Raw genomic sequence first — 20,501 nt, 5'->3', positions numbered from 1 at the left:
TTAAAGTAAGGGTTCAATTTTATAAAGTTCGTCCGGTTAGCTGAGCAACAATTGCCACTAACTTGGCCGGCTCAATTGGCTTCGCTAAGTGAATTTGATAGCCGGCTGAAAGCGCTTGTTGCCGGTCTTGTTCGCGGGCGTAGGCAGTCAGTGCCACCGCCGGCACCGAGGCAATTTCCTCACCCTTCAAAGCACGTTCTTCCTCAAGCACTCTCACTTTTTGAATCAGCGCATAACCATCCTGTCTCGGCATCGCAATATCACTGATCAGGATATCAGGCCACAACCGCTCAATCTCAACTAGCGCCTCACCGGCACTGCTAACCGCACTCACCTGAGCACCGTACTGTTCCAGCGCCGCTGTTACAACCTCAAGGGCATCCGCTTCATCATCCACAACCAGTGCTCGCAAGCCATCGAGAGGCAGAGGCGCTTCGGAAGCAGGGGAAGCAGTGAGTGGAACTTGGCACTCATTGTCGCCTTCACTGCCCCAATTGCCGGTTTTGCTAACCTCTGCTGCACCATAACTGCCCATCAGTGGCAACTGCACCGTAAACGTTGCCCCCTCTCCCTCACCGGCACTGTCTACGCTAACCGTCCCGCCATGCAATTCCACCAAATGACGCACAATTGCCAAACCCAAACCCAAACCCCCGTGAAGCCGGATGCTGGTGCTGTCTGCCTGTCTGAAGCGTTCAAAAACAAACGGCAGAAACGCCGGAGGAATGCCCTTGCCGGTGTCGCTGACTTGAATCTGAACATAAGGGCGACCCGTCCGGGAGTCCGCAGTACACTCAAGCATCACCCTGACACGCCCGCCTCTGGGGGTAAACTTGATCGCATTAGATAGCAGATTCCAAACAACTTGCTGGAGCCGGTCTGGATCGCCAAAGAAAATCTCAACCCTAGGATCAATGGCTGAGGAAAGTTCAATTCCTTTAGCCTCCGCCGCTAGCAGCACTGCATCGGTGGCGGCTGCAATGACGGTAGCGAGATTCACCGGCTCAACATTCAGCTGAAGTTGACCGCGAATGATCCGCGACACATCCAGCAAATCCTCAATCAGCTGGGTTTGCGCCCGTGCATTACGCTCAATTGCCTCAAAAGCGCGGGCGCTGGTTGCCGCGTCCAACTGTCCGCCCCGCAGCAGCCGTGCCCAACCAAAAATCGCACTCAGGGGTGTCCGCAACTCGTGGGAAAGCGTGGCTAGAAACTCATCTTTCATCCGGTTCGCTTCCTCTGCCTCGCGGTAAAGCCTTGCATTATCCACCGCAAAGGCAGCACGGCGGCCCAACTCTTCAGCCAGCGTCAACTCAGCCGTACCGTATTGCCGGCCTGATTCTGCTGAAACAAAGCAGATCGCACCTAGGGTTCGCCCACGGGCCGTTAAGGGGACGCACATCGCAGATTTGATGCTCAATTGCTCAATTGGCAAGGCGCGGCCTGCCTCACTAATTTCTGGTTGGCACGCCCAGTCTGTCGCCTCCGCCCAGATCCGCGCCTTGCCGGTGCTTAATACTTGGGCGACACCGAGGGTTGCCTGCAAATCGCTGGCATAGTCTTGAAGCAACTGCTCCTTGTCTGGGTTCTGATGCACCATCGCTACGCGCCGGATCGACTGGTTTTCATCCAGCAGATCAACCTCACACCAGTCAGCAAGATGGAGTACCGCAAGGCGGGCGACATTGGCGAGGGTGAATTCACAATCTAGGGAGGCAGCGAGAAGGGCACTCGCATCAGACAGAAAGGCAAGTCTCCTTTGGATCAACACCGTCTCTGTGACTTCTTGAGCCAAAATCAGCACACAATCGACTTGATCCTCAAGCCCGAACAGAGGCACGTGATCGATGTTCCAGTAGGTTTGCTTGCCTCCCGAACCGGCACAAACTTGATAATTGCGGACGATTACGCTCTTGCCGGTACGGTAAACGTCTTCGATGAACACCCCGGCGCTTCTAGCGGCAGACAGTGGGAAAACTTCAGCCACAGTCTGACCCACGACTGAGCGATTCACCACACCGGGAATGGCATTATAGGTTGGGTTTGCCAAAATGTAGCGATGGTCGGCACCTTTGACTGCCGCGATGCCAATGGGGGCGTTTTCCACCAACGTTTCCAAAAACTCGCGCTGCCGGCGCTGTTCGCTCAGCAGCCTGGAGCGTTCTGCCTCTATTTGTTTTTGGGTTGTGATGTCTCGCACTGTCAAAATTGCCAAAATGCTCTCACCGGCATAGTTCCGCACCTGTGTGCCTGCGTAGGAAGCGATCCAGACGCTGTCGGTGTCTTTGTGCCGCACTTGCACTTCTAGTTTGGAAAAGGTTTCTCCCCGCACCACCCGTCCTAAGGGCCACTCTTCAACCGGCAGTGTTTTCCCTTCCAAGTCACGCACTTCAAAGATTTGGTCAAACTCGTGCAGGTGCTGTAGGCACTCTTCTAGCCGAGCAAAACCATGCAGTTGCAACGCGGCGGGGTTCATGTCTAAAACCTTCCCGTTGAGATCGGCGATGACTAACCCATCTGTCATGCCGATGAGGATCGCTTGGAGTTGAGCGAGGTTGGCTTCAGTTTGTATGGCCAGTTCTTCGAGTTGTTTGCGGGCCAAGACCTGTTCGGTAATTTCTATGGCCAAGACCATCAGATCAGGGTTCACTTGCCCTGATGAAAACAAGGGCAGCAGCGACCAGCGCCAGTAGGTGACGCCCCGCGCAAAGCCCACCATTTCGTATTCTGGGTCTATGTGGGCTTCCCCTGTGGCGGCTGTGCGGCGGAAAATATCGGCTAAGCCATTCTCTTCGGAACCGGGGAGGTAATCTTGCAGACGCACTCCGGTGATATCTGCGCTGCAAAAAGGTTCTTCTAAAAATTGCCCGTAAGTCTGGTTGGCCCACTTGACCCGCAAATCTTTGCCATCAAGTACAGCGATGCCGGCAGGTACGTTATCGACGACCATTTGAAACAGCCGGCGCTGTTGATCAATTTCTTGCAGCAGTTGCTCTCGTTCTTCGGCTACCTGCTTGCGCTGGGTAATTTCCATTGCTGCGCCGGTGATGCCGACGATCTTGCCGTGATAATCGCGCAGGGGTTCAACGATTAAGTCATAGTAAAAAGCCTGTCCGTTGAGGAGAGAGGCACGGACTTCTTCTCGTAACCCGATGCCGGTTTCCACAACTTGGCGCTTCATTTCATGGAGGCGCTGGCCGTCGGGTGGTGCAAACAAATCGATATCCGTCTGTCCCAAAAATTCCCCGACAGAGTACCCCATCTGCGGGTTGTCAATCCAGGTGTAGCGCAAGTTTTGGTCTTGATTGAAGACGACAATGGGTGAGTGTTGGATGGCGAGCCGGAATCGCTGTTCGCTCAATTTGAGGGCGTCTTGCGCTTGCACGCGTGAAGTCACATCCTCAATAGATCCTTCATAGTAGAGGAGTTGCTCTTGAGGATCTTTAACGGCTCGCACACTGTTTTTTATCCAAATTTGTGTGCCATCATACCGGCGCACTTGGGCTTCAAAATCCCGGACGATTCCCTCGCGTTCCATCAAAACTTGCCAGCGTCCGAGGGTTTTGGTGTTGATCAGGAAATTGCCGGCGTTAACTGCTAGCAGGGTTTCCCGGTTGGGATAGCCTAGCATCTGCACCATTGCTGGGTTGGCGTCGAGGATTTGCCCACATGGGGCAGTGCGATACAGTCCCACCGGCACGCGGTCAAATAAGCTGCGATATACGCTTTCAGCTTCTTGTTCCGCCCGTTGCTGTTTTGAGTCCTCTAACGCTGAACGAACTGCTTTTGTTAAACCGCTGTTGCAATTGGGCGATTTTATGATATAGTCATCGGCTCCGGCTTTCATGACCTCTACGGCGATTACTTCGCTACCACTGCCGGTGAACACAATTGCCGGACTGTTGGGATAGCGATTTTTCACGGCTTTGAGAATTTGCCGGCCCTCGATCTCGCCCAGCCGGCACTCGGTAACTACCAAGTCAAAGTCAAATTCCTCCAGCACTTGGTAAAAGTCTTCTGCATTGCTAAGTTGTTTTACCTGAAGGTTCGCAAATTCCTCTTCCAGCAGGCGCAGTGTTAAAACACTGTCATTTAGATTTTCGTCAATGAGCAAGAAGCGCGGAGATAAGTTCATTTAGCTGCCCATTCAGCAATCGCGGCCTAAGGTCTTTTTTTAGCCTTACCCACTATATATTAAGCGATTAAGCCTCCGCATAAGATATCTCCACACTTCGGACTTTAATAGTTCCGAGGAATTCGCGCTGACACTTCAGTTATATTTTTGTGAAGGTCAGGAAACTTTTAGATGGGTAATCGCATCGAGTTCAAACTCAAGAAAACCAGACTCAACAGTTTCCTGATCCCATAATTGCCGCCTGATTAAAGCCTGGAATCTGTCTTTTTGTTCGGGATTCCTCCATCGCTTGTTCTATTTTTCTTTGGTCAGAAACTTAATTTTTAGTGAAAGTCGTGTGATTTTTCATTCTTTTTAAATTGAGTAGTAGATCGGAAAAGATTTTGCTTCTTTGGGTTTCACATAAACCCGCTGTTGCGGTTCTAACTGTAGTTCGTCAAATCGTTCGCGGCTGAGATGGGCGGTGACGACTTGCCCATCATCCAAAGCTAATTCTGCCTGAATTTCCCAGCCTAAATGAACCAGACGCTTGATTCTCGCCGGCGCGGTGTCGGTATGGGGTTTGGTTTGCACCAATACGTCGTGGGGACGCAGAAAAATTTGGGGTTGGGCCGAGTCGATCCGGCTGCTGTGAAAAATCCCAGACGTGCTCGGCAGGACGTTCACCGGCCCGATAAAGCTCATGACAAAGGCAGTGGCTGGGTTGTCATAAATTTCTGCCGGCGTGCCAACTTGCTCAATCCGCCCTTTATTGGTAATAACAATTTCATCAGCCACTTCCATTGCTTCTTCTTGGTCGTGGGTAACAAAAACGGTTGTGACGTGAACTTCATCATGCAGCCGGCGCAGCCAAGCCCGCAAGTCTTTGCGAACTTTCGCGTCTAAAGCACCAAACGGTTCATCTAGTAATAAAACTTTCGGTTGCACCGCCAAAGCCCTGGCTAAGGCAACTCGCTGTCGCTGACCTCCAGAGAGTTGGGAAGGATAACGATCTCCCAAACCTTTTAATTGAATCAGTTCGAGCAGTTCTTCAACTCGCGCTTTCACTTTGGCTTTGGCTATTTTTTGGATTTCTAAACCAAAGGCAATATTCTGCCGCACGGTGAGGTGTTTAAACAGGGCGTAGTGCTGGAAGACAAACCCAATGTTACGTTCTTGAACGCTTTGATGGGTGGCATCGGTGCCGGTGAGCCAAATTTTACCGGCATCGGGGGTTTCTAAACCGGCAATCAGCCGCAGCAGCGTTGATTTCCCAGATCCCGACGGCCCTAGTAAGGCGACTAACGAGCCGGTTTTGATTTCTAAACTGACTTGGTCAACTGCTTGAAAGCTACCAAAATGTTTGGATACGTTTTCAACGAAAATGCCCACTTGTTATCACCTTTGGATACGAAAAGTTGGATAGGAAAAGTGTAAACTTTTCAATGCGGTCAGTTGCTAATATGCGAGATCGCTCTTGGTTTCCCCTTTGTCCGGGCGGGCGCGGGCGCATTTTCCCGACAGACGGGCGCATCGCTTTGAGTCTGGGCGCTTAAATCTAACATCCAAAGAATGGCCCGAATTGCCATACTACGGTTTAACCATGTACTTACTGTAGATTTATATCATAAATGGACTGCTTAGAGTAAAAAGACTATAACAACTCACCGGGTTAACCGCGAGATATGAAGCTTTGTTGCCGGTGTTTGTTAAGCAGTGTTTCAAATTGGCGCAATTCTGGGGCAAGGTGGGTAATCGAACCAAAAGTCCGTGATACCATCACACCTTGTAATCGTAATAGATTGGGAGACGACCTTTGGTATTACGGGTTGCTATTGTTGGATCTGGGCCAGCGGGTTCCTCTGCCGCTGAAACGCTTGCAAAAGCTGGGATTGAAACTTTTCTATTTGAGCGCAAGCTAGACAATGCTAAGCCCTGCGGCGGTGCGATTCCGCTGTGTATGGTGAGTGAGTTTGACCTGCCGCCGCATATCATTGACCGGCGGGTGAGAAAAATGAAGATGATCTCACCATCGAATATAGAGGTCGATATCAACATAGAAAAAGAAGAAGAATATATCGGGATGTGCCGGCGCGAAATCATGGATGGATTTATGCGCGATCGGGCTGCCACTTTGGGGGCAAAACTGATCAACGGTACGGTTCATAAACTTGATATCCCCACTAACAATACCGATCCCTATACCCTGCACTATGCCGATCACTCGGATGGTAGCTTGGAAGGGACAATGAAATCCCTGAAAGCGGATCTTGTGATCGGCGCTGATGGGGCAAATTCCCGTGTTGCCAAGGCCATCGATGCTGGAGATTATAACTATGCGATCGCGTTCCAAGAACGCATTCGCCTTCCAGATCACATGATGGACTACTACCAAGATCGGGCGGAAATGTATGTGGGGAACGATGTCTCCCCCGACTTTTACGCTTGGGTGTTCCCCAAATACGACCACGTTGCCGTTGGCACCGGCACGATGAAAGTTAACCAAGCCCAAATTAAAAAGTTACAAGCCGGTATTCGCGCCCGCGCCGCACATCGTCTTGTCGGTGGTGAAATTATCAAGGTGGAAGCTCACCCCATCCCTGAACACCCCCGTCCTCGTCGCGTCCGGGGTCGCGTTGCCCTCGTTGGCGATGCTGCCGGTACGGTGACCAAGTCTTCGGGCGAAGGCATTTATTTTGCCGCCAAGTCTGCCCGGATGTGTGCTGAAACCATTGTGCAAGCTTCCAACGGTGGCACTCGCATTCCGACGGAAGACGATCTCAAGCAGTACCTGAAGCAGTGGGATAAGAAGTACGGACTCACCTACAAGGTGCTCGACATTCTGCAAACCGTCTTTTATCGTTCTGACGCCACCCGCGAAGCGTTCGTGGAAATGTGCGCTGATCGCGATGTGCAGAAGATGACGTTTGATAGCTATTTGTACAAAACGGTGGTGCCGGCTAACCCTCTGATTCAGATGAAAATTACTGCCAAGACAATTGGTAGCTTACTGCGGGGCAACGCCCTCGCTCCCTAAAAGAAGCTGCTCGTTTACAATGCCGTTTTATTGAGCCAGTGCTTAGATATTTTGAGATATCTAAGGCTGGCTTTTTCAATAAAGCGAAAATTTCTACTCCCTGGCGATAAAGATCAGGGGATCTCCTGAGCTTTCATTAGAAATTCTGTACAGATTTGCCAAAGTTCAGTGTTTTTGCTAATTAAAAAAATGGTTATAAATTTATAAATTGATAGCATTCAGTCAAGGGTGCTTGTTTGTGAGACCACTTAGCTTTTGGGCGACTCAATTATCCGCTACGGCGACTCTCTCCGCTACCCTATTGCTGGCTACGTCCGGTATCGCCCAGGCTTTGAGCTTCACCGGCACTTCATGCGGTGAATGGACAATGCCGGCCCTGCCATCTGGGAGTACGCTTCTTTCCAACCAGGATAGCGGGATCAACAATCATCTGGAATGGGGGCAGACTGGTTACTGTACGAACTGCACCTCATTTAACAATTATGTTCAGTATGACGGAGTGAGTTTTAATGTTAATACAAATACCTTGTTTAATCTTGGCAATTTAACTTACCGCAATGGCTCAACCTGGGACGGTTTCAACGGTGATTTCGGGCTGATGGTGAGTTTGTCTCTGAACCATCCCTTCACTCAGACACAGACGTTTGACTTTGGATTTAACATTCTCAATACAACGAATTTAACCGGCGATCCCGTTTTGGACGGTGATAAGCTGCGTTTTGCAAGTGCCGGTTTATCCAGTCAAAGCTTTAACTATGCCGGTGTAGATTACACGCTGCAACTAAGTGGCTTTTCTACTGATGGCGGCAAGACTATTTTAAGTGAATTCAACTCTCCTGAAGGCAGTGCGGCCAACGCATCGTTATACGGACAAATTACTGCTGTTCAAGCGGCTGACACCACTTCTGTTCCTGAACCGGCAAGTGGAGTTGGGCTGACTCTGTTAGGGCTTTATTTTGTGCGTCGCCGCGCTAAAAATAAGTTGGGCGATTAAATTGATTCACAAAAAAAGAAAACGGCAAGATAAAGTTATTTCCGCCGGCAAGACGATAGGGGCGGTTCTAAAAAATTTAAATTCAAATAATATAAGCCGGCACTCTCTAGCATGAAGTCACAAAGAATGCCGACTAACAGATATTTTAAAGAGCGGTTTAAGACTCTTGTACAGGCTTAGCTTCTTGATCTACCACACTTGCCAGTTCGCCGAAGTCGTTAGTCGGCCCATTGCTAGGCAACTCCAAACAGTAGCCGGCACCGTAGACGGTTTTAATGTAACGAGGATGGCGCGGATCAGGTTCCAGTTTGGTTCTTAAGTGTCTCACGTGCACCCGGATAGTTTCGATATCATCGTCTGGATCGTAACCCCAGACTTCCTTAAGAATTTCGCTGGGCGAGACAGTTTGGCCATGACGCTGTAGTAAGCAGTGCAGGAGTTCAAACTCCAGATGGGTTAGCTTAACCGTGTGATCGAACCAGATAGCTTCAAAGCGTTCTGGTACAAGGGTTAAAGGGCCATAGTTGAGGATTTCAGCGTGTTTGGCCGCTTGGGGAATGCGGTCTGTACGGCGCAGCAAAGCCCGCACTCTCGCCAGCATTTCCTCAACTTCAAAGGGTTTAGTCAGGTAATCATCGGCACCGGCATTGAAGCCTTCCACCTTATCCTGCGTTTGACCTAAAGCCGTCAGCATTAGCACAGGAATATCTGCAGTGCGATCATCTCGACGCAGGCGTTGGCATACCGTAAATCCATCTACCCTAGGCAGCATCAAATCCAGCATGATCAAATCTGGAATCAGTTGCATGGCTAGGGCTTGACCTTTGATGCCATCTTCGGCTTGGCTGACTTCATAGCCGGCCATTTCCAGGTTGACAGCCACAAGTTCTGAGATTGCTGGGTCGTCGTCGATGACAAGTATCCGGGGCATCATTAAAAATTTTTACTACTGTGTTTCTTTTAAGGTTCAATAAGAACCGTTAAGAGGATACAAAGATTCCTGTACAGATTATAAGCAGATTCTTAAGTCTTTCCAAAAAAATCACGGTTTTACTGGAAACTGAACTATAAAGAGCGGCAGGCAAATGGCACAAACCACTGCGGTTGTGCGCCGGCCCCGTGATGCCTAGCTGGCAATGATTTGCGCTTTTGTTTTTACTTTGCTATTTCAAGGGGACAATTTGGGCCGGCAGCGATTGCAATCTAGGCAGTTGTGATGGCTGTCTTGAGACTCTGACAAAACGTTTCTATTGCCTGCAATCCTTCGGCTGGTGGGCAATCTGCTAAGCGTTTAACAAAGGCGCTGCCCACAATGACGGCATCTGCACCCCAATCTTTGACCTGACGGGCTTGTTCCGGCCCAGAGATGCCAAAACCGATGCCGATGGGTTTGTCGGTGGCTTCCTGCATCTGGTGGAGTAAATCCTGAACGCGAGATTGCAACTCAGTTCGCACGCCGGTAACGCCGGTGACACTAACTAGATAAATAAATCCTTGGGATTGACGGGCGATCGCTTCAATCCGGTCTTGTGGCGTGGTGGGCGCGACCAGTAAAATCAACTCAATAGAATATTTCGCTGCCGGTTTTAAGAGAATCTCAGCCTCTTCTAGGGGCAAATCCGGGACAACTAATCCTCGGATGCCGGCCCCACTAATCTGCTGCAAGAATTTATCAATACCCCGGTACAAAATTGGGTTGTAGTAGGTAAATAAAATAATTGGCGCTTGTAGGGTGGGGCTGACATCGGCAACCATTTCTAACACCTGTTCCAAGCGGGTTCCGCGTTGCAGGGCGCGGGTAGCCGCAGCTTGAATCACCGGCCCATCTGCGAGGGGATCTGAGTAGGGGACTCCAAGTTCGATTAAATCAGCGCCGGCGCGATCTAAGATCCGCAAGGCTTCGGCTGTTGTTTCTAAGTCTGGATCGCCGGCTGTAATAAATGGAATTAAGGCGCATTGGCCGCGTTCGCGCAGAGATTTAAAGCAATGAGATACAGAATTCATCTTTGTCAGTTGTCAGTTGTCAGGGCCGGCTTCTATCGTAAACCCAGCGGTACAGGGGTAAGTGACTGATGGATTATTATTTGCAGTTGAGCGTTTCTCACACAAAACTGTCAACAGCACACAATTATCCATTGCCTTTTTCCTGTTCTATCTCAGCTTGGAGCTGTGCGAGTTCTTCTGATGTCATTTCTTCTAAGCGCTTTTGGAAGACTGCGTCTTCGTAATCTTTAACCTGTTGGTTATAGGTCAGATTTTTAGTGAGGGCGCGAAATAAATAGGTCAATAGCCAGCCGACTAATCCCCCCACTAAAAAGACTTGACTCCAGATGCCGGCTTCCAGACTATTTAAACCGGCTGCCTGCAAAATGAGATAAGCTAAGCCGCCTGCGGCAAAGATGCCGAAGCCAATACCGATGATATCAATTCGTCGCATTTAGGACTGTTTTCATTTGAAAAGTGAATCGTGAATATAAGGGTAGAGAGGAAGCAACTCACCGATTTTTAATAGCTTTAAGCCGCATTTCTCGGCTGGAGTAGATTACTGTACTTTCGGCTTACGTCAGAAACTCAATTCCCTGTTACTCCCTTCCCGGAATCAGATTAACGATCTCCGTTGTTCTTTCTCCCCCTCTCCCCTTCATTCTTTAAGTTAGGAAGAAAGTAACACTTTTCAAACTTCTATCTGCCGGCGATGGGGCCGAAAGTTTAAAAATGGGCCGAGTAAGATTAACCCAGGAAAGAAAAAGAACACTAAGAAGTACATGAAAGCTCGCTCAAAGGAGCTTACCACGTGCCAGCGTTTTTGCAGGTAAATATAGAGAGCAAAAGGAACTACCACCAGGTAAGCTCCTCCCAAAATCAGATACAGTAGCGCAATCATCATGCTTTTTTCCCCCAGCTAAAACAACTGTACTAGCGAGCTTGACATGGGCAGAAGCCACGCCATCGCTGTCAGACACGCCGTTGATCGAATGCGTGCCGGTGTTGCAGACTTCCTTATTTTACCGCCTAGGCAGTTGTAGAGCTTGTTTTTTTACGACAAGAATGAGTTGAAGTGCTTATGCCGGCATCCAAAAATTCCCAGATTGAGGGGGTGTCGGTGCTATGCACTTAAATTGGTTAACGTCAACCCGTTGCATAGATCGCCCAACTCGTGTTCAAATAATGAAGCAAGTCAGGTTGTACTTTAGATAACATAAATCTACAGGCAGCCGACTAGGGGGCGTGGCGGAATGGTAGACGCTGCGGACTTAGAAAACTGAGCCTTGAAGGAGAAATCCCTCAAGTGACCGCTCTCAAATTCAGGGAAACCTAAAGCTGGCAACAGATAAGGCAATCCTGAGCCAAGCCAAAACGAGTAACGATTTGGAAGGTGCAGAGACTCGACGGGAGCTACCCTAACGTAAAGCCGAGGGTAAAGGGAGAGTCCAATTCTCAAAGCCGATTGGCAGTAGCGAAAGCTGCAAGAGAATGAAAATCCGTTGACTATAAAAAGTCGTGTGGGTTCAAGTCCCTCCGCCCCCATTACCCAACTAAATAGTTGTCTACAGTCACAAATTAATGGTCTTCGCTGACATAATCTTGTCGTTGAGTAAGTTGTGACAAATTTATGTCCTCGGTACGCTAGGGATGAGGATGCTGTCGATTGCCCAATTCATGGCAGGTTGACGACATTTTTATTTTTCCTTAGCACATTGCCCAGATTAAATTTGTTACAAAGCCTTACACATGGCGGTGCGAGAAAGAAGAATGATTATCCACCGGCTTCAAATCTGCCTCAGTCATAATCGCGCCATCGAACAAAGCGCCTTCCAAGTTTGCCCGCGTTAAATCCGCCTTTCTTAAATCAGCCCCCTTAAAATTAACGCCCCGCAAATCTGCTTTCGTTAAATCGGCTTCTCTCAAGTCAGCTTCACTAAGGTTTGCTTGATTTAAAAAAGCGCCGCTGAGATCCGCTTTTCTTAAATCTGCTCCCGTGATATTGGCTCCTCTTAACTCTGCTCTCGTCATGTCTACTTCTCTAAGGTCAGCTTGAGTTAAATTAGCCCAATTTAAACAAGCTGAAACTAAATCGGCTCCTCTCATTTCTGCATCTTGCAAATTTGCTTTTTCTAAGTAAGCTTTCCTCAAATTTGCTTTTGTGAAATCTACTCCTATCAAGTTAGCTTTACTGAAATTAGCGCCACTTAAATTAGCCCCACTCAAATCGGCACCACTGAGATCAATTTCACTCAAATTAACTTCAGCCAGCGACACGTTAGGCGCGATCCAATAAGCCCCCGCCTCTGTTAGGTCAATTTCTTCAGAAAACCGAGTTTTAATATCGTAGACAGCTTTTTGCAGGGTCGCGCCGGTTAAAACTGCGCCTCTGAGGTCGGCTCCACTTAAGTTCGCTCTAAATAAATTCGCATTTTCTAGGTAAGCGCCCATCAATTTCGCCCCTCTTAGGTTCGCACCTCTAAGATCGGCTCGCTTTAGTGTTGAGCCACTCAAATCTACGCCACTAAGATTAACTCCGGGTAGGGACACATTTGCATTAATGCAGTAAGCGCCTCTTTCAACGGGATCGATTTCTTTTGAAAACCGAGTCCTGGCATCGTAAATTGCTCTTTCTAGGGTTGCGCCGGTTAAATCTGCCTCGCTGAGATCCGTTGCGCTCAAGTTGGCCCCGCTCAAGTTGGCCCCACTCAAGTTGGCTCCAATGATTTTGGCCTCTCTCAGATTAGCCCCACTCAAGTCTGCTTTAGAAAAGTTGGTTCCAACTAAGGTGCTGCCACTTAAGTTAACTCCTTTGAGGGTTGACTCATTAAGATTGGCCAAGTTCAAGCAGGCTTTCATCAAGTTGGCTCCATTCAGGTTTGCCTGACTTAAATCTGCATCAACCAAGTCTGTGTAACTGAGGTTGGCTTCACTTAAGTCTGTGCCACTGAGATCGGTGCTTCTGAGGTTTGAACCTTTTAGGTTAGCGCCACTGAGGTTTTCTTGCTTCAGGTTTGCCGGCAGGAGGTTGGCGGTATATAAGTCCTGGCTATTTAAATCTTTGCTATTCAATAACCCACTCATTTTTTAGTTAGTAGTTGTGAGAATGATTTCGGGTAATCTGGGACTCAGTAATGACAAATGTCTGGTGGTAGAAGATGCACGCGTTCTGATATACAAATTCAATCTGTAAATTTTTGGGAATAGGCCGGCATTAGGGGATTAGAGGATTTGGATCGCTTTGGTATGGAGAATTGGGGCGGCGGCGAGAACTTTTGACTGCCGGCAGCTTAAAGGTGGCCGGTGTCGTGGATTGTCTTCCATGTTGGACTGCCCTGTTACCCCCTCTCACAATTGTCACATCCCAAAAAATTTAAGACGACTGAGTGTTTCTATTTTCATTCCCAACCGCCGTTTCTGGTAACGGCGCTCCCAAGACTTTAAGAAATCAAGATTTAACCTTCAAATAAATGGGTATTTTTGAACAAAAGTCGGCAAATTTGGCTAACTAGATCGTAAAAAATATTGCGGAATATTTCTATCAATCTTAATTTAAGTTGATTTAGCAATTTTTACCGAGCTTGCTATCAAATAACCGTGCGGCGAGGCTTGGCAACCGAGACGCTCGATATCACTCTCTAGCCGGCAAGACAAAAAGCGAGTAAAGGCAAATGAGAGATAGGCTGTCAGGTTGATAGACATTGGCAATTTTAAAGTAATAAAGCCGCTAAATGGTTGAAAAATGTGTGCGTTGGGTGATGGATTGCCGGTAATGTCTCCTTTTAGGCGAGTTCAGTCAATTTGACATCATCTTATAGGAGGATTCCCTAACTAAATCCAAAATACAGCACCGGCAGAAGCGGCAGTCTGGAACTGCGCTGCTTGCTAAAAGCTTTCAAGTCAGAATGCCGGCATTCTAGCGCTACAGTGTTAATGCGGCAATCATCAAAAACTCAATCGTGGTTTTTAATCTTGAATCCTCCCTATTTGTTGACCTCGACTTCTACCAGTCGAGCAATGCTGAGCTAGCCAACTTGAACAACCCGCAGCTTTTAGAACACTTGGGAACCTCTGGGTTGCCCCAAGGACGGGCGTTTTCGCCGTTGGTTGACTTAGAATTTTACCAATCGGGCAACAGTGACTTAACCGGCATGGATCACCGGCAACTACTAGAACATCTGGAAACCTACGGCGTATCTGAGGGACGGATGTTTTCGCCGTTGATTGACCTAGCATTTTACCAATCTAGCAACAGTGACTTAACCGGCATGGATCGCCGGCAACTGCTAGAACACCTGAAAACTAACGGTTTGGCTGAGGGACGCAGCGCTTCTCAAGTCTTTGATGCCAATTTCTACCGCACTAACTCCCCAGACTTGGCGGCTGAGGGGATGGATAACCGGCAATTGTATGAACATTTCCAAATTCACGGTTTAGCAGAGGGACGCGCCGGCTCTGGATGGTTTGATGCCGGTGACTACCTGAACAATCATGCCGATTTGGCGGCACAAGGCTTTAATTACCGGCAAGCGTTGCAACACTTTGTCCGCTATGGCTTACTAGAAGGGCGGGCCGGCAGCAACAGTACGCCTCCAGATCCCGCAGGTAATACTCTCGCTAGTGCCCGAAATATCGCACTGGGCACCGACACCGTGACTTACCGGGATGCAGTGGGAGGTGGAGATGCTGCCGACGTGTATCGCTTCAACTTGGGAACGCAGAGTAATTTCAACCTATCCTTAACCGGCATCAGTGAGGATGTTGATGTGCAACTGCTGGATGCTGCGGGTGCCGGTATTCGTTCGTCGGAGGCGGATGGCGTCGCAGATGAATCGATCAAAACGCTGTTAAATGCCGGCACCTATTACCTCTCAGTTGATCCAGCAGAGGGTGCCGGCGAGACTTTGTACAATCTCCACCTGTCTGTGAGTCCTGTTGCCATTGATTTGGTGCCGGTACAGGAAATCGTGCCCATGCAGACACGCATTACCCCGGAGGATTTACCGGCACCCTTTGCCAGCAACAGCGTTTCCAACCCCGCCCAAGTGCTGCCGGTGCCAGAAAATCCCCTGCTGAATGTGCCGGCAGGCTTTAGCGTAAACGTATTTGCCGAAGCCTTAGATCGCCCGCGCTGGTTGGCTGTCACACCCACTGGAGATGTACTCGTAACCGAAACGCCCCAAAATCGCATTCGCTTGCTGCGCGACACCAACGGCGATGGCGTGACGGATGTGCAGCAGACGTTTGCCGGCGCAGAAAATGGGTTAAATATGCCCTTTGGCATGGCATTCGCCGGCGGTTATTTTTATGTGGGTAACGAGGATGCGGTGCTGCGTTTCCCCTATATAAATGGTCAAGAACAGATTGCCGGTAGCGGTGAAAAAATTACCGATCTGCCTGCCGGTGGACACTGGACGCGCAACCTTGCTGTGTCGCCCGACGGGCAGAAGCTTTACGTTGCAATCGGTTCAGCCTCGAATGCCGAACCAGAAGAACTACCACGGGCATCGGTACAGGTAATGAACTTGGATGGTTCCAACCGACAAACCTTCGCCTCCGGTTTGCGGAACCCCACAGGACTAGATTTTAACCCGGTTACAGGTCAGCTTTACACAACGGTTAATGAACGGGATGGACTCGGCAACGACTTGGTGCCAGACTATCTTACCGGCTTGAGTCAGGATGATTTCTACGGATGGCCTTATGCTTATCTGACACCTGATCAACTCGATCCCCGCCGCACGCAAAATGGCCAAAGTGAGCGCCCAGACTTAGTCAGCCGTACCCAAACCCCTGATGTTCTGTTTCAAGCGCATTCCGCACCTTTAGGACTGCAATTTTACGACGGGCAAACTTTCCCGGAAGAATACCGCAATGGCGCATTTGTAGCATTTCGCGGCAGTTGGAACCGGGATCAAGGCACCGGCTATAAATTGGTGTATGCTCCTTTCCATGCCGGTGGCAATGCCGGTGGCGACTATCAAGATTTTCTCACCGGCTTCTTACTCGATCCTGCAAAACCAGCAACTTGGGGACGCCCCACCGGCTTGCAAGTTCACCCAGATGGTAGTTTATTGTTTACTGAAGAAGAGAACGGTCGCATTTACCGCATTCAGTACACAGGCTAGGAAAGGGAGTGCTGAGTCCTGAGTGCTGAGTCCTGAGAGTGGGAGAAACAGAGTAGGAGAATACTTAATATTCCCCATGCGCCTACCTTTAGGTTGGCGAAGCCTTGCCCAATCCCCCATGCCCAATGCCCAATCCCCCATGCCCAATCCCCATGCCCAATCCCCCACAACAAGATACCCCCCAACTTGAATTAACAGGTTCCCGCCAGTTCCCAGAATGGCTGGCGGAACAAGGTGTTAGCCTTGCTTTCACGACTTATCAAACCGGCAAACTTTTTCTAATAGGCTTGCAGCCGAATGGGCGTCTTTCTATTTTTGAGCGCACGTTTAACCGGGCGATGGGGCTGTATGCCACCCCAGATCGCTTGTATATGAGTTCGCTATATCAACTGTGGCAGTTTGAAAATGCCCTTGATGCCGGCCAAATTCATCAAGGTTATGACCGGCTTTATGTGCCCCAGATCGGTTACACCACCGGCGATATTGATACGCACGATATTGCAATCGATGAATCAAATCGCGTTGTTTTTGTCAATACTTTATTTAGTTGTCTAGGAACGGTAAGCGAACGATACAGTTTTGTCGCCTTGTGGCAACCGCCGTTTATTTCCAAGCTGGCTGCTGAAGATCGATGCCACTTGAATGGATTGGCAATGGAAAACAATCAACCCCGTTATGTTACCGCCGTTTCCTCAACGGATGTAGCGGATGGCTGGCGAGATCGCCGGCACAATGGGGGTTGTGTGATCGATGTGGTGAGTAACGAAGTAATTTTAAGTGGTTTGTCGATGCCTCACAGTCCTCGTGTTTACCAAAATAAACTGTGGGTGCTTAATTCTGGTGCCGGTTATTTCGGCTATGTAGATTTGCAACGGGGAAGTTTTGAGCCGGTGACGTTTTGCCCCGGATATCTACGAGGATTGGCATTTATCGGTGATTTCGCAGTCGTGGGGTTATCGAAACCCAGGCATAACAAAACCTTTACCGGCTTGCCTCTTGATGAAGCCCTCGCGGCTAAAGATGCGGAAGCGCGTTGCGGTTTGCAAGTTATTGACTTACGCACCGGCGATATTGTGCACTGGCTGCGAATTGAGGGGATGATTGAGGAATTATACGACGTGGCGATTATTCCTGGTGTGCGGCGTCCGATGGCGTTGGGATTTAAAACTGATGAAATTCGCCGCGTGATTACGTTTGATTTTGCATCCAGTTAATGCGGCAAGCCGGTTTCATTTGTTTCAGAAAAGATAAAGCTGTAGGCTGCTAAAACTGCCGGCTCAAATGCTAAATAAGTGTTAGCATTGCCGGTGGTATATTCGAGTTCCCAATTCCCGCCCTTTTCCGCATTACCTGTTGGGTTAATCGATGCGGCAATAACAGCGCCGGTTAGCTGACTCAGTTGGTTCACGAAATCGGCACCCCTCTCGCCGGCTGCCACAGCGCAACCATAGAGGAAAATATTTCCCTCATTTGTTAAAGCACTTCCCCACTGCTGTAACTCATGGGTGTAATTATCGAGATTGGTCAAATTTAGGCTAGCCGATCCCAACTGCAAGCTTCCCGGTGTACCGTGGGAGACAATGTGAATGTGCGAAATGCCGGCGCGATCTGCTAGGAAATAAGTGATTTGCTTAACTCCATCAAGGTTGGAGTTCAAGATCACAACTTCTGTGCCGGCTACCACTCCAGCAATCAAACTTTCTTTGTCTTCAATCGTGCTGTCGATAAAGACAATACTCACTAAATTTTCCATCGTGGCAATTTCCTATTTTTAAATTTGTGAGCTGCTGTAGATAGAAGTCCCTGATTAAAACTCCGATTTTCTCAGGAATGAATTAAAAGATATTAAATTCGAGATGATGAATTTGCTCAGGTGGTTTGCAAAGATTCTTAACTTTTGATTTAACTAAAAACAATTGCAATTGCTAGAGCAAAATCGACGACAATGGAGTAGTAGTACACCCATTTTTTTAGGGTAAAAGTTTTTCAATGCCCAATTGAGGCTAGTGTCGCTGTTCTCAATTCAGAGTTTTCGTCTTCAGAAAACATCAGTGGCGTTGACAGTTTTAAAGGATCTCGTTGCACCGCAGCCAATCCCTGACGGACTGCCAGACAAATCTGACCGGCTAACTGATCTTTGGCTCGTTGCTGTTGCCAGTTCCAGCCTTCTACACTGGTGGCATAGAGTGCCGGCAAACGATTGAGCGCGTAAGCAATCACTTGATTCGGGTCAAGATATCTTACTAATTTGAGCGGTTGATTTTGCATTTGTCGGATGACTTCATTTGTCACCAGCGGCTCAAGAACATTCCGAAAAGGTGAAAATTGTTCGTTAAATAATGTAGTCATAAGACTTATCTCCGTCCGTACAAAAGTTGTTTGAGTTTGCTTCTTTCTCTCTGTTTTTAGATGACTTAACTTGTTTACCCTGATTTTGCTGATTACCGGCTCACTTTTTCAGGAATTGAGCCATTGATTACAAAAAAACTGCTATTTTGAAAAGAGTTAAGGAGAGTTGAGGGTGTAAAGAGTTGTTACAAAAATGAGGCATATTTGAGAGGCAGTCTGTGAACTTACCGTGTCTGACTTGACCGATAAAGCAACCCTGCCGGGTTAAAACCTCATATATTTAAAATCGTTGATTGGGTGGGATAACACCAGATCAGCTTCAGATCAGAAAACAGCCAGCATATAATTGATCTTGACAAACGGTTAGTAAGTGTGTTCTATGGCAGCTCTCAAAGCATCTAAGCAAGGACTCGCCAAAATTAAGCAAAAAAGGAAAGAACTGGGCTGGCCAATCGGGGATCACAGATGGCTAGAGGAAGCCAGTTCAATTTTGGGCGTGAGTTGGGAAGAAAAAGGCTATTTAGCCGATGGCATTTCCGAAGGGACTTGGAGCCGCTTTTTGGCCGGCAAAGAAGGCATCAACACTCCCGCCTTCAAAGCCTACTGTCAGGTACTCACAATCAACTGGGAAGAAGTGGCTAACCCCCTAGAACGCCAAGATTGGGACAGCGCACCCGATGTCTCAGTTTTTTATGGTCGCACGGAGGAGCTTGACCGGCTAGAAGAATGGATTGTTAAAGATCGCTGCCGCGTTGTCGCGCTGTTGGGAATGGGAGGAATTGGTAAAACAACTTTATCAGTCAAGCTAGCCCACCAAATTCAGGATGATTTTAAATCTTTAATTTGGCGAAGTTTGAGGGGCGATCCACCTCTTCAAGACCTTTTAGGCGAGCTGATCCTTTTCTTGTCTAACCAACAAAAAACTGATTTATCCAATACTTTAGAAGGAAGACTTTCTCAACTGATGGAGTGCTTGCGCTCTCAGAGATGTCTGGTGGTATTAGATAATTGGGAAACCGTGCTCGACACCGGCTCACTAGCCGGTCATCCACGCCAGGGATATGAAGGTTATGGTGAGCTATTAAAACGAGTGGGAGAATCTCAACACAATAGCTGCTTCGTACTCACAAGCTGGGAAAAACCAAAAGAAGTTGCCGCAATCGAAGGCCCAAACCTGCCGGTTCGCTCTTGGAAACTGAAGGGTTTAGGGTCAGATGCTAAAAATATTCTTAAGGAAAAAGGTTTGCAAGAAGAATCTCTTTGGGAAGAACTCATTCAACTTTATAAAGGAAATCCTTTTGCTTTAAAAATTGTTGCGACAACCATTCAAGATTTATTTGATGGCAGTGTTTCTGATTTTTTAAATGGAACTCTTTTTTTAGGGGATTTTGAATATTTATTATCTGAACAATTTGAGCGATTATCCCAATTAGAGAAAAAGTTTTTAGTTTATCTGGGGAATTATGCGGAACCTATTTCGCGTTCTCAATTACAAGATTTTTTCTGTTCAGAAATATCCGTTACAGAACTACTAAAAGCTTTGGAATCCTTGAACCGAAGGTGTCTTGTTGAAAAAATAAATAATGAAAATGGAACGTTTTTCACCTTACAACCGGCACTGGCGAAGTATGTTACGAGAAAATACAAGTAAATGTAGAGAAGTAACGCTTTATACGCAGTTTAGTCAAAGTGTACGGAACTGAGCAACAACAAAAAGAGTCTATCGCTGAGAGTAGGGGCATCTTCAAGGTTACAAACTAGAGAAGTAAAGGTTGATAATCTTGCAGCCTGAATTAAGGGTGTGATTTTTGTGAGTTATTGTTTCAATCCCGACTGTGAAAATCCCGATGATCCATTAAACTATAAGGAAAAGACCTGTCAAAGCTGTGGGTCAGA

14 protein-coding genes and 1 pseudogene are annotated in these 20,501 nt (G+C 48.2%); 6 read left to right on the top strand and 9 right to left on the bottom strand.

Annotated features, from left to right (window positions below; genetic code table 11):
- Positions 1 to 19 precede the first annotated feature (19 nt).
- Together H6F73_RS07020 and H6F73_RS07015 are read right to left on the bottom strand one after the other, a co-directional pair.
- On the bottom strand, positions 20 to 4,135 hold the full coding sequence (locus tag H6F73_RS07020) for a PAS domain-containing protein (RefSeq protein ID WP_190758052.1): 4,116 nt from the start codon (positions 4,133 to 4,135) through the stop codon (positions 20 to 22).
- 354 nt (positions 4,136 to 4,489) lie between these two features.
- Positions 4,490 to 5,506 carry a TOBE-like domain-containing protein gene (locus H6F73_RS07015; RefSeq protein WP_190758051.1) on the bottom strand — a complete coding sequence of 339 codons (1,017 nt, stop codon included), beginning with the start codon at positions 5,504 to 5,506 and terminating at the stop codon, positions 4,490 to 4,492.
- Positions 5,507 to 5,930: 424 nt separating this feature from the next.
- Between H6F73_RS07015 and chlP the strand changes: the two genes are divergently transcribed.
- Positions 5,931 to 7,151, top strand: coding sequence for a geranylgeranyl reductase (gene chlP, locus H6F73_RS07010; protein ID WP_190758050.1), 1,221 nt, complete (start codon positions 5,931 to 5,933; stop codon positions 7,149 to 7,151).
- A 238-nt stretch (positions 7,152 to 7,389) separates the two neighbouring features.
- Positions 7,390 to 8,145, top strand: coding sequence for a choice-of-anchor K domain-containing protein (locus tag H6F73_RS07005; protein WP_190758049.1), 756 nt, complete (start codon positions 7,390 to 7,392; stop codon positions 8,143 to 8,145).
- A 157-nt stretch (positions 8,146 to 8,302) separates the two neighbouring features.
- On the opposite strand, the gene H6F73_RS07000 is transcribed toward H6F73_RS07005, so the two are convergent.
- The 5 genes from H6F73_RS07000 to H6F73_RS06980 all read right to left on the bottom strand — a co-directional run bounded on the left by H6F73_RS07000 (position 8,303) and on the right by H6F73_RS06980 (position 13,212).
- A complete protein-coding gene (locus tag H6F73_RS07000; protein WP_190758353.1) occupies positions 8,303 to 9,076 on the bottom strand; it encodes a response regulator transcription factor in 774 nt (257 codons plus the stop codon).
- Between the two features lie 272 nt (positions 9,077 to 9,348).
- A complete protein-coding gene (gene trpA, locus H6F73_RS06995; protein ID WP_190758048.1) occupies positions 9,349 to 10,149 on the bottom strand; it encodes a tryptophan synthase subunit alpha in 801 nt (266 codons plus the stop codon).
- Between the two features lie 124 nt (positions 10,150 to 10,273).
- Entirely contained in the window at positions 10,274 to 10,582 is a 309-nt protein-coding gene (locus H6F73_RS06990; RefSeq protein ID WP_190758047.1) for a DUF3007 family protein, read from the bottom strand.
- Between the two features lie 237 nt (positions 10,583 to 10,819).
- Positions 10,820 to 11,032 (bottom strand): NAD(P)H-quinone oxidoreductase subunit L, encoded by a 213-nt coding sequence (ndhL, locus tag H6F73_RS06985; RefSeq protein ID WP_190758046.1) that lies wholly within the window; start codon positions 11,030 to 11,032, stop codon positions 10,820 to 10,822.
- Between the two features lie 839 nt (positions 11,033 to 11,871).
- Positions 11,872 to 13,212 (bottom strand): pentapeptide repeat-containing protein, encoded by a 1,341-nt coding sequence (locus tag H6F73_RS06980; protein ID WP_190758045.1) that lies wholly within the window; start codon positions 13,210 to 13,212, stop codon positions 11,872 to 11,874.
- 875 nt (positions 13,213 to 14,087) lie between these two features.
- Between H6F73_RS06980 and H6F73_RS27220 the strand changes: the two genes are divergently transcribed.
- Together H6F73_RS27220 and H6F73_RS06970 are read left to right on the top strand one after the other, a co-directional pair.
- Positions 14,088 to 16,256, top strand: a complete 2,169-nt coding sequence (locus tag H6F73_RS27220; RefSeq protein WP_190758044.1) for a PQQ-dependent sugar dehydrogenase — start codon at positions 14,088 to 14,090, stop codon at positions 16,254 to 16,256.
- Positions 16,257 to 16,408: 152 nt separating this feature from the next.
- Complete coding sequence (locus tag H6F73_RS06970) at positions 16,409 to 17,470, top strand: TIGR03032 family protein (RefSeq protein ID WP_190758043.1); 1,062 nt, start codon at positions 16,409 to 16,411, stop codon at positions 17,468 to 17,470.
- Here the strand turns inward: H6F73_RS06970 and H6F73_RS06965 are convergent.
- Together H6F73_RS06965 and H6F73_RS06960 are read right to left on the bottom strand one after the other, a co-directional pair.
- The gene (locus tag H6F73_RS06965; RefSeq protein ID WP_190758042.1) at positions 17,467 to 18,009 is read right to left on the bottom strand and encodes a DUF4347 domain-containing protein; all 543 of its coding nucleotides are present in this window, start codon (positions 18,007 to 18,009) and stop codon (positions 17,467 to 17,469) included. The two genes, H6F73_RS06970 and H6F73_RS06965, sit on opposite strands and share 4 nt — an antisense overlap.
- Before the next feature lie 233 nt (positions 18,010 to 18,242).
- Positions 18,243 to 18,605 (bottom strand): late competence development ComFB family protein, encoded by a 363-nt coding sequence (locus tag H6F73_RS06960; RefSeq protein ID WP_190758041.1) that lies wholly within the window; start codon positions 18,603 to 18,605, stop codon positions 18,243 to 18,245.
- A gap of 379 nt (positions 18,606 to 18,984) precedes the next feature.
- On the opposite strand from H6F73_RS06960, the gene H6F73_RS06955 reads away from it, so the two are divergent.
- Entirely contained in the window at positions 18,985 to 20,256 is a 1,272-nt protein-coding gene (locus H6F73_RS06955) for an NB-ARC domain-containing protein (protein WP_190758040.1), read from the top strand.
- A 150-nt stretch (positions 20,257 to 20,406) separates the two neighbouring features.
- A pseudogene (locus H6F73_RS27215) lies at positions 20,407 to 20,493 on the top strand (4-Cys prefix domain-containing protein); the annotation flags it as partial.
- Between the last annotated feature and the right edge of the window lie 8 nt (positions 20,494 to 20,501).

The organism is Microcoleus sp. FACHB-68 (assembly GCF_014695715.1).
Lineage (GTDB): Bacteria > Cyanobacteriota > Cyanobacteriia > Cyanobacteriales > Oscillatoriaceae > FACHB-68.
Note: the sequence above shows the minus strand (reverse complement) of the source record. Positions and strands in the feature narration are given on the sequence as shown.

Coding starts and splice junctions, on each gene's coding strand:
- H6F73_RS07020 (WP_190758052.1), bottom strand. CDS start 4,135: ATGAACTTATCTCCGCGCTTCTTGCTCATTGACGAAAATCTAAATGAC.
- H6F73_RS07000 (WP_190758353.1), bottom strand. CDS start 9,076: ATGCCCCGGATACTTGTCATCGACGACGACCCAGCAATCTCAGAACTT.
- trpA (WP_190758048.1), bottom strand. CDS start 10,149: ATGAATTCTGTATCTCATTGCTTTAAATCTCTGCGCGAACGCGGCCAA.
- H6F73_RS06990 (WP_190758047.1), bottom strand. CDS start 10,582: ATGCGACGAATTGATATCATCGGTATTGGCTTCGGCATCTTTGCCGCA.
- ndhL (WP_190758046.1), bottom strand. CDS start 11,032: ATGATGATTGCGCTACTGTATCTGATTTTGGGAGGAGCTTACCTGGTG.
- H6F73_RS06980 (WP_190758045.1), bottom strand. CDS start 13,212: ATGAGTGGGTTATTGAATAGCAAAGATTTAAATAGCCAGGACTTATAT.
- H6F73_RS06970 (WP_190758043.1), top strand. CDS start 16,409: ATGCCCAATCCCCCACAACAAGATACCCCCCAACTTGAATTAACAGGT.
- H6F73_RS06965 (WP_190758042.1), bottom strand. CDS start 18,009: ATGGAAAATTTAGTGAGTATTGTCTTTATCGACAGCACGATTGAAGAC.
- H6F73_RS06960 (WP_190758041.1), bottom strand. CDS start 18,605: ATGACTACATTATTTAACGAACAATTTTCACCTTTTCGGAATGTTCTT.
- H6F73_RS06955 (WP_190758040.1), top strand. CDS start 18,985: ATGGCAGCTCTCAAAGCATCTAAGCAAGGACTCGCCAAAATTAAGCAA.